Genomic DNA, 13,119 nt, shown 5'->3' on the forward strand with positions numbered 1-13,119 from the left:
AAGCTGTTCTGTGTTCGAAATATAAACAATAAAGCTTTCAAGCGAAGTTTCATTATAATGATTGATAGTCGGCCGGCTTCAATAAAAAAACAAAGGAAAAGAAAGGGGAATGTGTATGAAAAAGAAAGTTGCACTGTTAACGGTAGTATTAAGTATTGCCATGATAGTATTTAGCGGTTCTATGACAGCATATGCAGCGCACCAATGCACCAAAACAGTAATTATCGGTGATGTAAACTTGGATGGTTCAATTGACGCTATAGACCTTGCATTATTGTATAATGAAGTATACTATGCCGTACCGTTCGCAAATCCGTTGCAATATATAGCTGCGGATGTAAACAATGATTTTAGCTCTACAATGTATGATTATTATCTGCTCAGAGACTACCTTCTTGGAGAAATATCCTCTTTCCCCGCAGGCGAAACTTACACAGTTTATTATGGAGATCTTGACGGAGATCAGTCGGTAACAGCAAATGACAAAAGCCTGCTTAGCAATTACCTTCTTGGTAATATTAATTTAACTTCTAGACAATATGTAGCTGCAGATGTAAATGGCGATGGTTCGGTAAATGCCATTGATCTGGCGATTATAACTCAATATATAAATGGGCAAATCCAGCATTTCCCGGTATGCCCTCAAAACTAACAGCTAAAGTGTAAAATAACCGGCAGCATAATAAAAAATCCCTTCCGGATTGAAATCCTCGTCCGGAGGGGATTTTTAGTTTAACGAAGATATTGATTTAATTTATAAAATTGGGTAAAATAAAATTAAATATTGAAGAAAGGGCAAGGTATTTTAACGATGATCATTGGCTAATTTGGCAAAAAACATTTTGTTTTTAAAGATGAGCATAGTGCTCTTGTTTTGTGCCGGATTAGCTATAAATATTTTTGCTATGCAGTTAATGCCTTGCTGCTTTGGCGGGTATTATGCTATTTATATCTTTCCGGCACACTGAAAAAGGTGGAAGGAGAGATTTTTTTATGCTTATATTGGAAGCTCATAATATAAAGAAGTACTATAGTGACAGGCTTATAATTGAGATTGATGATTTAAAGATTTATTCCGGGGACAAAATCGGGATAATAGGTCAAAACGGTTCCGGTAAGACTACACTTTTAAATATTCTGGCAAAGGAAATAGAACCGGACGAAGGATTTGTAAAACAATTTTGCGATATAGCATATATCCGTCAGTTTTCCGAGGAAAGTATTTGTGCGGATAAAAGCTTTTAAAGGAATTTGACTTGTCTCAAAAGGTGCATCAAAAGGTCTTTAGCGGTGGAGAAAAAACCAGAATCAAAATTGCCAACGCCTTTAACGGTGAAAATCTTCTGGTGTTTGCGGATGAGCCTACGGCAAATCTTGATTATAAAGGCATTGAGCTTTTTAAGCAAAAACTTTTAAGTGTGGAATCGTTTTTGCTAATAAGCCATGACAGGAATTTACTTGACAGCCTTTGCAATAAGATAATTGAAGTAAGGGATGGAAAGCTAAAACATTATAACGGCAACTACTCATTCTATAAGAAGCAAAGGGAGCTGGAGTATAATCGAGAGATTTTTGAGTACGAAAATATATCGAAGAAAAGACAAGTATTGAAGAGGCAATAATAGACAGAAAAAACTTGGCGAAATCCATGAGGAAAACTCCAAAAAGAATGGGGAATTCCGAGGCGAGGCTTCACAAAAGGGAAACCACACAAAAGCAAGAGAAAATCCATAACAAAGTAAACAGCCTAAAAACCCGTCTCGAAAAGCTTGAGGTAAAGGAAAAACCGAAGGAGATACCGAAAATCAAGCTGGATTTTTCCCTGACCAATCCGCCGGAAAACAAGGTTGTTATCTCTGCCGACAGGCTGTCTTTCAGCTATGGAGATAGGAAAATATTTGACAAAGCCGGATTTAAGGTGCTAAACGGTTCAAAAACTGCCCTGTGGGGCGAAAACGGAACAGGGAAGAGTACCCTTCTCAACCTGATTTGTCAAAAAGCCGACAGGAGCATATATGTAGTACCCAAAGTAAAAATCGGATATTTTCATCAAGACTTTGAAAATCTCGATTATGAAAAGTCCGTACTGGAGAATGTGATGAAAGACAGTGTCCAGAACCAGACTGTGGCAAGAACAATACTGGCACGCTTGTTAATAAGAAATGATGATGTAAATAAAAAGGTGGGGTGCCTAAGCGGAGGAGAGAGGGTAAAGGTATCCTTTGCAAAACTCTTTGTCTCCGATGCCAATGTGCTGCTTTTGGATGAACCCACAAATTATCTTGATATGAGCTCTATGGAAGCCTTGGAGAGTGTTCTTTGCGAATATGAGGGAACGGTTCTTTTTGTCTCCCACGACAGTGCTTTTGTAAATGCTGTTGCCGACCGTTTGCTTGTAATTGAAAACCATACCATAACGGAGTTTGAGGGAAATCTTGAGGATTACAGGCAAAAGATGAATGAAACTCCCAAGAAAGTTAAAGATGAGACGGAAAGAATTTTGATTAGAATGAAAATGGCTGAAATTGCAGCAAAGCTGTCAGCTCCCGGGGCGGACAAAGAGGCTCTTGAAGAGGAATATATGCGTCTTGCGGCTATGCTGGGGAATATGTAAATAAACCGCCTGCCAATTCTCTAAGATAATTTTATTGGCAGGCGGTTTTTACTTTACCCTAAGCTCCATTACTTCGTGCTTCATAGTTGTGGGCTTGCTCCAACATCATGTCTTTTACCTTCATGAGTCTTGTGATGTTTCCTCTTTCATTTTCATCCAGCTTCATGGATATATACTTTATTGTTTCCGTCAACTGAGGTATCATAACATATTCGAGGGCGTTAACCCTTCTTCTTGTTTTTTCGATTTCCTGCGCAAGAAGCTGAGATGATTTTTCCATCTGAGCAAGCTCAAGCATGTAAGGAAGCACCTTAGAAAGGGTTAAGATGGCACCGTCAAGCTCTCCCGAAGTCGAGGCAAATCCGTAAGGATATATGTCGCTTTCGTCGGAGCTGGAAGTGGTAAAATTCAACACAGGCACTTCTACGCTCATAATATTCTTGGTGGACACGTCAAGGCTTATATTTTGCTTTGGGAGCATAAGTGCAGCCTCAAGTCCTTCTGACGACATAACGGCCCTGGCTATGAGAAAGTCCTGGTGGACTTTCATTAACATTTCCTCAACCTTTTCGCGGAGTTCCTTGTTTTTTCTTACCAGGTCAAGAAACTGCTTCATCAGCTCATCCAGCTTATCCTTAAGCAGCTTGTGGCCTCTGCGGGCAACCTGCAGCCTTTTCTTGAGTCGGGTAAGCTCCATTCTGGTCGGGTTTACACGCATAATTGCCATAGTAATTCTCTCCTTAAATATATTAAGAAGACAGCTATAAACCTTCTTCTTGAGTTTGGAAATAAAAGCTCGGCACTAAATAATAACTAAAATAGCCTCTTTAAAAGCACAGGTTATTAATTCTCCGATGCTTTAGGCAAATATTTGTCAAGGTATTCATCCCGGATACGCTTAAGCTCTGCTCTGGGCAGTATTGAAAGCAGCTTCCAGCCGATTTCAAGGGTTTTTTCAATAGTTCTGTCTTCACTAAAGCCCTGAGATACATATTCCTTTTCAAAGGCATCCGCAAATTTAGCATATAGTTTATCCGTATCGGAAAGGGCGGCATCTCCAAGGATTACAGCCAATTCCTTTGCTTCCTTACCTCTTGCGTAAGCTGCGAAAAGCTGGTTCATTGTATCCGCATGGTCTTCACGGGTTTTGCCTTTTCCGATTCCCTTGTCTTTAAGACGGGAAAGGGATGGAAGTACGTCTATTGGAGGGGTTATGCCCTTACGGTGAAGCTCTCTGCTTAGAATAATCTGACCCTCGGTTATATACGGTAAGGTCAGGGATAGGATGGGTCTTGTCATCCTCAGGCATTGTAAGTATCGGAATCAGGGTGATACTTCCCTCACTGTCAATCTTTCTTCCGGCTCTTTCGTATATTGTAGCAAGGTCTGTATAGAGATAACCCGGATAACCTCTTCTGCCGGGAACTTCCTTTCTTGCGGCAGATACCTCACGCAGTGCCTCTGCGTAGTTGGTTATGTCTGTGATTATAACGAGCACGTGCATGTCTTTCTCAAAAGCAAGATATTCCGCAGCCGTAAGAGCCATACGCGGAGTTGAAATACGCTCGATGGCAGGGTCATTTGCCAGGTTTATAAACAGTACGGTACGGTCTATGGCGCCGGTTCTCTTAAAGTCACTGATAAAGTAGTCGGCTTCCTCAAAGGTAATACCAACGGCTGCAAACACAACGGCAAATTTACTGTCCGTACCCAAAACCTTTGCCTGTCTTGCAATCTGCGCTGCAAGCTGGGCATGGGGAAGACCGGAACCGGAGAATATGGGGAGTTTCTGACCGCGAACCAAGGTGTTTAGTCCGTCAATGGCTGAAACTCCGGTCTGAATAAACTCCGAAGGGTAGTTTCTTGCTGCCGGGTTCATGGGAAGACCGTTTATGTCAAGTCTTTTATCGGGAATAATGTTCGGACCGCCGTCTAGGGGTTTGCCCATACCGCTAAATACTCTTCCCAGCATATCCAGTGATACGGGAAGCTCAATACTTCTTCCTAAAAATCTTACTTTACTTGTGGCAACGTTTATACCTGTTGAGCTTTCAAAAAGCTGTACCAGTGCGTTGTCACCGTTAACTTCCAATACTTTACATCTTCTGATTTCACCGCTTGATAGCTCTATTTCACCGAGTTCGCCGTATTTTACACCTTCAACCTTCTGTACAAGCATCAGAGGTCCGGCTACTTCGTTTATTGTTCTGTACTCTTTCAGCATTTTATTGCACCTCCTTTGAGATGAGGGCTTCTATTTGATCATTAAGTTCTTTTTCAATTTCATTGAAATGACTGTTTACCTGATTTTCAGGTGTGTATTTTGCTCTTCCGATTTTTTCCCTGACAGGAAGTTCAAACAGTTCTTTGATACTTACCCCTGCATCTAATGCTTTTTTACCGCTGTAATAGAATCCCAGTATGAGTTTTAGCATTCTGTACTGCTTGTTCAATGAGGTGTAGGTATCTACATCATGGAAGGCATTCTGGTGAAGATAGTCTTCACGTATAGACTTGGCGGCTTCCAGAGTAAGCCTGTCGGCAGGTGACAGGGCGTCAACACCGACCAAACGCACAATTTCCTCAAGTTCCGCTTCTTCCTGCAGAATACGCATAGTGTCAGACCTCATAGAATCCCAGTCTCTTGAAATATTCTCACTAATCCACTGGCCTATTATATCATGGTACAGAGAGTAGCTCTGCAGCCAGTTGATTGCAGGGAAGTGACGTCTGTAGGCAAGACTTGAGTCAAGTCCCCAGAACACTTTGATAATTCTAAGTGTTGCCTGGGTAACAGGTTCGGAAAGGTCTCCACCTGGAGGCGATACTGCACCGATGGCGGTAAGGGCTCCTTCTCTTCCTTCAGAGCCAAGGCATACAACTCTTCCCGCCCTTTCATAGAACTGGGCAAGTCTTGAACCAAGATATGCCGGATAACCTTCTTCACCGGGCATTTCTTCGAGTCGTCCGGACATTTCTCTCAATGCTTCCGCCCAACGGGAGGTGGAGTCTGCCATTAACGCCACACTATAGCCCATATCCCTGAAATATTCTGCAATAGTCATGCCTGTATAAATGGATGCTTCTCTGGCTGCAACAGGCATGTCTGATGTATTTGCTATAAGAACGGTTCGTTTCATGAGAGATTCGCCGGTTCTTGGGTCTTTAAGTTCCGGGAATTCCTTTAAAACGTCGGTCATTTCGTTTCCGCGCTCTCCGCAGCCTATATAGATAACTATCTCGGCATCGGCCCATTTTGCAAGCTGATGCTGAACTACTGTTTTACCGCTTCCGAAAGGTCCGGGTACTGCTGCAACTCCACCTTTGGCCAAAGGGAAGAGAGTGTCTATAACTCTTTGACCTGTGACAAGGGGAGAGCTAGGGGGGAGCTTTTCCTTATACGGGCGGCCGATACGTACAGGCCACTTCTGCATCATGCAAATATCAACCAACTCGTTGTTTGCAGTTTTAACCTTTGCGACGGTTTCTTCTACGGTGAAGCTTCCGCTTTTTATCTCCTCAATTGTTCCCTCAACTCCGTAGGGGATCATTATCCTGTGCTCAACGATAGGGGTTTCTTGAACCTTTCCTATTATGTCACCGGAAGCAACTTTGTCTCCTTTTTTTACGGTAGGTTTAAAATCCCATTTCTTCTTTCTGTCAAGGGAAGTAACATCGATACCTCTTGTTATATTGCTTCCTACCATTTCCCTCATTTTCTCAAGAGGTCTTTGGATACCGTCAAAAATATTTTCAATAAGCCCAGGTCCCAGCTCAACGCTTAGAGGGGCACCGGTAGAAACCACCGGTTCGCCGGGGCCCAAGCCTGCAGTTTCTTCGTATACTTGGATGGAGGCTTTATCTCCATGCATTTCGATTATTTCACCAATCAGACGATGTTCACTTACACGTACAACGTCAAACATGTTTGCATCTCTCATGCCTTCGGCAATTACCAGAGGCCCGGAGACTTTAACTATTGTTCCCTGGCTCACGTTTTATCCCTTCTTTCAAAAAAGTTTTAACCTCAAAAGTCAAACAATAATTATTCATCCTTAAAAAGTATGTCAGCACCTACAGCGCGCTCCACACTTTTCTTGACGTTCATCATGCCGATACCCAAAGAACCCTGATTGCCGGGAATGGTATAATGGCAGGAAATCTCTGGTCCTTGTATTTGTCTATTGTAGAGACGATATCCTTTGCAAACTGCTCTGTGATATATATAACTGCGTACTGCATTGAAGCAATTTTATCAATCGTCTCTTGGGCCTCAAGGGCGCTTGTAACGGGAAATACCGACATACCAAGGGCTTTAAATCCTAAAATACTGTCTTTGTCACCAATAACTCCTATTTTATACATAAGACTCTCTCAGCCTTTCCCTAATGACATCATTAGAAATATTGTTTATTTTACCCACCATAATGATTCTTGCATTTTTAATCTCGGTTTCCTTTGCCATAAGGTATCCTATCAAAGGCTCAATACCGAAGGTAATGTATTTTGCCTTTTTGACATAGGAGGTTATAAAGTTGTCCGACAGCTTTTCAAACTTTGTAAGACTTCCTGTGCTTCTTAAGCTTTCAATTCCGTCCTCAAGCAAGGGACCGTATTTTGTGAACTTGAGTTCTTCAACAAGGCTCTCCAGGGATGAATCAAAGTTTTGAATAAAAACTTTGATGTCGATATGCCCGCCGGGGATAAGAACCTTTTGAAGAAAATCCCACGATTTTTTCAGGTTTTTAACCCTCAGAAAAATATTAATGTTTTTGAGATCTATAAGGATAATAATTAGTTCATTTATAAATTTATTGTCCAAAGAGGCTGAAATGCTCTTTAGATGAACGTAGCTTGCCTTGTCTAAAATCAGGTCTATTACCTGGGGATCACCGGTTCTGCTGTAGGTATCTATGGCCTCCTCCACAGCTTTTCTCATAATGGGAGGCATTTTGGACATGTTCCTGTCCTTAATCATAAGCTTTAGCTCGCCAGCAGGAACAGAACCCGGTTCAATCAGAAGGGAAGACTCGTCCTGTTCGGAGAATTCTGCCTTTAGGATTACTTTTACATTGTGGTAATCATTTGTGAGCAAAAACATATTTATAATTTCCTTTTCAGGAGCAAGCTCATTTAAAAGGCTGTACACTTTTTTGTGCTCTTCCTTTAAAATGTTTTCATATTCAAATATGCTTTTGACATCACTGTCTCCGCTGCCGTATCCGGCTTCAAGCAAGACTCTTAATGATTCATCCGCGGACTTTGCATCTACCATTCTGTCAAGCTTTATTTTATCTAAAAGCCGTTTTTCAATGGCACGTATCCTCGAAACCGCATATACATATTTTGTTTCATCGATTTTTTTTAGCTTTGGCAATTTTTCACCCCTCCTTCTTGGCAAATTTTAAGAAGCTTTAGAACAGAGCTTTTATAACTTGGGCCTCTACTTCTTCTCTTTTCATTCTTATTATTGCTTCGAAGGAGTTGTTTATTTCAATATCACCGGACTTTAATATAAAGCCTCCGCTTATGTTTTTGGTCTCCTCAGAAAGCCTTATTTTTCCGTCAATACCTTTTTCGGAAAGTTTCTTGTTTATATTTTCAATAAAACCGGCAGAGATTCTTTGCTTATCCTTAGGGGAGAGTATAATCTCTTCTGTTCCGCTTTGTACGGAATTTATTATCAACCGGGAGATTATTTCCTCATATTCCCTGTCAGGCAAGCTGTTTAGCTTCTCAATGGCTTTATTAAATGCCTCTTCAACAACTTCCTGTCTGGCCTGAAGCTTTTTCTTTCTTGCTTCCAGCTCAGCCATTGCCTTAAGCCTTTTTTTAACATCCACGGCTTCCTTTTTTGCTTTCTCAAGGATCTGTGCCTTTTTGGCATCGGCCTCTTTTTGCGCTGTCTCGATTATTTTAGCAGCTTCTTCCTGAGCACGTTTGATATTCGCCTCCGCCTGGGCACGTGCTTCCTCGATTATCCTTTCTTTTATTTTTTCTACTCCTGCCATGGGGAACACTCCCTTTTATATAATATCTTATGCTACTTTACCAATCATTAATATTGATACTATGAATCCCAAGATTGCGAACATCTCAACCATGAGTGCCATTACGATAGCTCTTCCGAGTCCTTCGGGTCTTTTAGCTATCATGTTTATTCCTGCAGCAGCAACTCTGCCCTGGAAGATTCCTGAAACCCAACCTACAAAACCGATAGGAATACAACCGGCGAAAAGGATAAATCCTTCTGCAATTGACAAAGAATCTCCCACTACCACTTTCTGAATGGTAAGGAACGCGATAACGAAGGCATAAATTGCCTGAGTACTGGGCAGGGCCTGAAGTACCATTACAGGACCAAATTTACCCGGGTCTTCGGTAAGAACACCTGCACCGGCTTCACCGGCTAGACCTACACCTTTGGAGGAACCAAAACCTGCAAAAATAAAGGCTATTGCTGCTCCAAAAATTGCAAAGAAATTTCCAGTAAGAGTTTCTAACATAGTAAATTACCTCCTGTTATTTTAGATTTATATATTTTGTTTTTGCTTTAAAGGGCTCAAAGGCTGTACCTCCGCCCTTATAGAACTTACCGAAAAACTCAATGTACTGAAGTCTGCAAGAGTGAACATATGCTCCGAGGGCATTGATTGCAAAGTTGAATAAGTGCCCAAAAGCTAGAATGGCGACTACAGCAATTATTTTTAGTATGTTGTTGAAACCGAACATTGTTGCCATCTGGTTGATAATAGATGCAATAACCGAAGTTGCAAGACCGAGAGCAAGAAGTCTTGAGTAAGACAGCACATCACTCATAAAGCTTACAAGGTCATAAAGCTTGCAACACCGCCAAAAAGCTTTGCAATAATATTTTTGTTTTCCCTGCCCTGGGTTAAAATCAAAAGGACTCCGCCAATCAGCATGAGATACTTGCCCAAAGTTACCAGACCGGTTACACTTTCGGCATCAACCTTTGGAATATATGGAAGTACAAAGAGTATGAATCCTGTAAACAATATATACCAGAACAGCACGTCAAAAACCGCATCAAGGTATTTTTTATCCTTGATAAGATTTGCGCCGCGAACTCCAAGACCTACATATATGTGAATGGCACCGAAGAGCAGAGAGTAACTGAGCAATAATTCAGGGTCTTCCGAAGGATTGAACCACAATGCCGGTATATTCGGAATACCGAACCAACCTCCGAAAAGCAGACCCCAGAGCATTGTGGAAATGCCGCAGTAAAACATGAGTCTCATAAACTTTTTTGTGCCTTCTTCAAGCTTAAACATTTTAAGAATTATACCTGAAAGAATAGCCATTATGCTCCATAACCGCCGTCACTTAGCATGAGTCCGAAAAACAATAATAAAAAGGGAGCCATTATTGCGTTAGGATCAAGTTCTTTGGAGTTTGGCACACTGTACATATTGGTTATGGATTCTACAGAACTTGGAATGGCTTTATTGGCAAGCAGCACGGGGAATTCCTCGTCTTCTGCCGGCTTTATAATTTCTATAAAGCAATCGCTGCTTTTTTCAAGGAAAGTTTTCACTTGCTCCGCTGAATTTTCCGGAAGCCATCCTTCGAGCATAAATACTTTGTTGGTTTTGATAAGATTTACAAGAACGATTTTTCGTTCTCTTTCGATAGACAAGTGATCGTGAAGAACCTCTAAGTCATCCTTGTATTTTACATAGGAAGCCATTTTGTTTTCGATATCCTCGATATCCTTGTCAATTTTCTCAATGTTTTTTGAAGCTTGATTGATATTGTGTTTTGCAGTTCCGGAAAGATCTTTAAAGTTTACCTTGGAAAAACCGTACTGCTTTAACACATTCATCGTATCTTCTTCTTTGGAAGTCAGATATACAATAAGAAGATAACTTTGCTCTTTGTCTTTGCCAAGGACCTCACAGTAGCTTTCTGGGACAGTGTCGTTAAGAGCTTGTTCTATTTTATCGGTATCTGCCATTTCCGGCACAACACCGATTAAAACCGTGGAAGATGCAGTCGATGTCAGCTCAAGAGGGATGTCCAAAGCTTCCCACGGTTTGAGACTCAAAATCAGATTTGAGTTTTTGTTCTTTTCCGCTTTTAAGTTTGAAAGTATTTCATCATATTGATTAATCTCATTAATAACAGCCCAAAGTTTATCCTGATTTTGCAAAACCATGTTTAAGTCGCTGACGCTGATATTTCGTTTGGCTGAAAAGAGAGGCTTTTTGCGTTTGTCGAATTTGTCCAAATAGTCAATAATGGCCGACACTCTGTCAATCTGAGTATCGAGCTGGAGACGCGTTCATTGTCCCCATCGACATCTACCAGCTCTTTCCAATCATCGGAAGCCATCTTTTCTTTTGAGTCTGTAATCTCAACAACCCCTAATTTCATAAGGTTTTCAAGGATGCGTTCTTTTTCCGATTCAAGCCCAATTAGAGAGATTTTATTCATTTTAACTATTGCCATAGGGGCTCACTATCCTTCCTATGATTATCTCTACTGCTTTGTCAAGCTTCTTCCTGGCATTTTCTTTTATAGTATTGCATTCGGAAGATACTTGAGTAGTAAATTTTTCAATTTCGGCTTTTGCCTGTTTTTCAGCATCCTGAATAATTTTTTTAGCTTCTTTTTCAGCGTCTTCCTGTGTCTGTTCAAGAAGCTTGTAAGATTGGCTTGAGGCCTCCGAAAGAATTTGCCGGGCATCTTCATGGGATTGCTTTTTAATCTGTTCGGCTTCGGTTTCGGATTGTCTTATGGATTTAATAATATCAATCGACACCAAATCACCACCTTTAGTATGTATTTATTTCCTGTCGATTTCAATTTCTGTTGCTATTAAAGTTTGTACTGCTTAAACAGTTTTTACCCATAATACAGAATATTAATACACTTTTTTGATTATTGGTTTGGTTAGACTCGCCATTGAGACTAATAATATATCGTTAAAAATTGATAGAAAACTTAATATAAATATTAGCATTATAAAAAATATATATCAAGATAGTCAGTAAAGAATTACATCATATTTTAATTAACATTATAAATTTCATTTCGGTTGGAAAAAAGAAAAAATGATGTTATTATAATATGAGATAAAAAATAGTTAACCGATAATTGATGTTGCTTTTATAAAAAATGTGCAAAATAATATGAGGAGTGTTTTATGGTAAGAATTGGTTTTTTAGGGCCCAAGGGAACATTTTCGCAGGAAGCGATGTTTACATATACCGAAGGAAGAAATGACTTTACCGGGGTTGATTACAACACATGGTGGAGCTAATTATGGCTGTGGAAAACGATGAGATTGATGAGGCTGTTGTACCTATCGAGAATTCTCTGGAGGGAGCTGTAAGTGTTACGATGGACATGCTTGCAGCGGATGTGGATCTTAAGATTAAGGCTGAGGTTGTTATTGAGGTAAAGCAAAACCTTATGGCCAAAAAGGGAACAGAGACTAAAGATATAAAGTACATCCTTTCCCATCCCCAGCCCATTGGACAGTGCAGAAAGTTTCTGGATTCTGCCTTTCCCCGTGCATTAATAAAATATGTATATAGTACTGCACAGGCGGCAAAAGAGGTTGCACAGGGGGAAGGGGATATGGCAGCCATCGGTTCTTTGGCTGCAGCTAAAGAGTATGGACTTGAGGTCCTTAAAGAGTCCATTCAGGATAGCGATAATAATTTTACAAGGTTCGTAGTAATTTCAAAAAAAGAAGCCAAAAAGGCAGAAAGGAATAAAACCTCCATAGTTTTCTCCACAGAAGACAGGCCGGGAAGCCTTTACAGGATACTGGACATATTCAGCCTTTGGGATATAAACATGACGAGAATAGAATCAAGACCTGCCAAAAACGAGTTGAAGATACATATTCTTTGTGGATATAAAAGGGCATATAGAGGATCAAGACGTCAGGGATGCACTTACAATGGTAAAAAGAAAGACTTCCTTTTATAAATTTTTGGGTTCTTATCCGGAATTTCAAATACGGTGTTGAGCTTTGAAAGATTTAGTTTTTTCGTTTTTTGGGAAATTCGGTACCTGGGTCTATTTTATGGTATAATATATGTTATATGCGAATTGTTTCTTAAATAAATAGGGCACGAATTATTTATACGAATAATTTATATTAAATGTTGGAGTGGTTTTATGGCTTTGTTTGACAGGGATATTGACATTACGAGGAATATTAAAATTATTGAGTGGCTTAAAAGTGAACTTCTTACCGATATAGCAAATCTTTTCAAGGTTTTGGTCAACGGAGTAAGGGAAGAGGTGCATGAATCGGTCTCGGAAACCCTGTCCAATATAATTTTAATCTGCTATATGCTTGGCAGGCGTTTGGGCGTAAGTTATAATTCCATTGAGATTAAAATAAACAATAAGATAAAACTCGGCATTATTGAAAATCATGATGTTGAAAAATACTATGGGGATTTGACTGAACTTGCAAAGCATTTGAACTCCTCTAGAATGCAAAACAAGGTCTAAGACTT

General features: G+C 40.3%; 12 protein-coding genes and 4 pseudogenes. 4 read left to right on the forward strand and 12 right to left on the reverse strand.

Features of this window, described 5'->3' with window-relative positions; translation table 11 throughout:
* Positions 1 to 115 precede the first annotated feature (115 nt).
* Both JCM21531_RS04045 and abc-f read left to right on the forward strand, forming a co-directional pair.
* Positions 116 to 652 carry a dockerin type I repeat-containing protein gene (locus JCM21531_RS04045; RefSeq protein WP_038287610.1) on the forward strand — a complete coding sequence of 179 codons (537 nt, stop codon included), beginning with the start codon at positions 116 to 118 and terminating at the stop codon, positions 650 to 652.
* Positions 653 to 993: 341 nt separating this feature from the next.
* Positions 994 to 2,614, forward strand: a pseudogene (abc-f, locus tag JCM21531_RS04050) (ribosomal protection-like ABC-F family protein).
* A 58-nt stretch (positions 2,615 to 2,672) separates the two neighbouring features.
* On the opposite strand, the gene JCM21531_RS04055 reads toward abc-f, so the two are convergent.
* The 12 genes and pseudogenes from JCM21531_RS04055 to JCM21531_RS04095 form a co-directional block, all read right to left on the reverse strand.
* The gene (locus JCM21531_RS04055; RefSeq protein WP_038287613.1) at positions 2,673 to 3,341 is read right to left on the reverse strand and encodes a V-type ATP synthase subunit D; all 669 of its coding nucleotides are present in this window, start codon (positions 3,339 to 3,341) and stop codon (positions 2,673 to 2,675) included.
* Between the two features lie 116 nt (positions 3,342 to 3,457).
* Positions 3,458 to 4,838: pseudogene (locus tag JCM21531_RS04060) on the reverse strand (V-type ATP synthase subunit B).
* Between the two features lies 1 nt (position 4,839).
* Positions 4,840 to 6,609, reverse strand: coding sequence for an ATP synthase subunit A (locus tag JCM21531_RS04065; RefSeq protein ID WP_038287616.1), 1,770 nt, complete (start codon positions 6,607 to 6,609; stop codon positions 4,840 to 4,842).
* 50 nt (positions 6,610 to 6,659) lie between these two features.
* A pseudogene (locus JCM21531_RS04070) lies at positions 6,660 to 6,979 on the reverse strand (V-type ATP synthase subunit F).
* Positions 6,972 to 7,991, reverse strand: a complete 1,020-nt coding sequence (locus tag JCM21531_RS04075; protein ID WP_038287618.1) for a V-type ATP synthase subunit C — start codon at positions 7,989 to 7,991, stop codon at positions 6,972 to 6,974. Before JCM21531_RS04075 ends, JCM21531_RS04070 begins: the two are co-directional and overlap by 8 nt.
* Before the next feature lie 37 nt (positions 7,992 to 8,028).
* The gene (locus tag JCM21531_RS04080) at positions 8,029 to 8,625 is read right to left on the reverse strand and encodes a V-type ATP synthase subunit E (protein WP_038287621.1); all 597 of its coding nucleotides are present in this window, start codon (positions 8,623 to 8,625) and stop codon (positions 8,029 to 8,031) included.
* A gap of 27 nt (positions 8,626 to 8,652) precedes the next feature.
* The gene (locus tag JCM21531_RS04085; protein ID WP_038287623.1) at positions 8,653 to 9,120 is read right to left on the reverse strand and encodes a V-type ATP synthase subunit K; all 468 of its coding nucleotides are present in this window, start codon (positions 9,118 to 9,120) and stop codon (positions 8,653 to 8,655) included.
* A 16-nt stretch (positions 9,121 to 9,136) separates the two neighbouring features.
* Entirely contained in the window at positions 9,137 to 9,433 is a 297-nt protein-coding gene (locus JCM21531_RS20475; RefSeq protein ID WP_243467185.1) for a V-type ATPase 116kDa subunit family protein, read from the reverse strand.
* A 5-nt stretch (positions 9,434 to 9,438) separates the two neighbouring features.
* Positions 9,439 to 9,942, reverse strand: a complete 504-nt coding sequence (locus tag JCM21531_RS20480; protein ID WP_243467186.1) for a V-type ATP synthase subunit I — start codon at positions 9,940 to 9,942, stop codon at positions 9,439 to 9,441.
* Positions 9,942 to 10,868: a V-type ATPase 116kDa subunit family protein gene (locus JCM21531_RS20485; RefSeq protein WP_243467187.1), complete on the reverse strand. Its 927-nt coding sequence runs from the start codon at positions 10,866 to 10,868 to the stop codon at positions 9,942 to 9,944. The genes JCM21531_RS20480 and JCM21531_RS20485 overlap by 1 nt, the downstream gene beginning before the upstream one ends.
* A complete protein-coding gene (locus JCM21531_RS20490; protein ID WP_243467188.1) occupies positions 10,799 to 11,089 on the reverse strand; it encodes a hypothetical protein in 291 nt (96 codons plus the stop codon). Before JCM21531_RS20490 ends, JCM21531_RS20485 begins: the two co-directional genes overlap by 70 nt.
* Complete coding sequence (locus tag JCM21531_RS04095; RefSeq protein ID WP_038287626.1) at positions 11,076 to 11,402, reverse strand: hypothetical protein; 327 nt, start codon at positions 11,400 to 11,402, stop codon at positions 11,076 to 11,078. Before JCM21531_RS04095 ends, JCM21531_RS20490 begins: the two co-directional genes overlap by 14 nt.
* A 384-nt stretch (positions 11,403 to 11,786) precedes the next feature.
* On the opposite strand from JCM21531_RS04095, the pseudogene pheA reads away from it, so the two are divergent.
* Together pheA and JCM21531_RS04105 are read left to right on the forward strand one after the other, a co-directional pair.
* Positions 11,787 to 12,620: pseudogene (pheA, locus tag JCM21531_RS04100) on the forward strand (prephenate dehydratase).
* Positions 12,621 to 12,772: 152 nt separating this feature from the next.
* Positions 12,773 to 13,114, forward strand: coding sequence for a MazG-like family protein (locus JCM21531_RS04105; protein WP_038287628.1), 342 nt, complete (start codon positions 12,773 to 12,775; stop codon positions 13,112 to 13,114).
* The last annotated feature ends 5 nt before the right edge of the window (positions 13,115 to 13,119 follow it).

Origin of the sequence: Acetivibrio straminisolvens JCM 21531, from assembly GCF_000521465.1 — a bacterium.
Classification (GTDB): domain Bacteria; phylum Bacillota; class Clostridia; order Acetivibrionales; family Acetivibrionaceae; genus Hungateiclostridium; species Hungateiclostridium straminisolvens.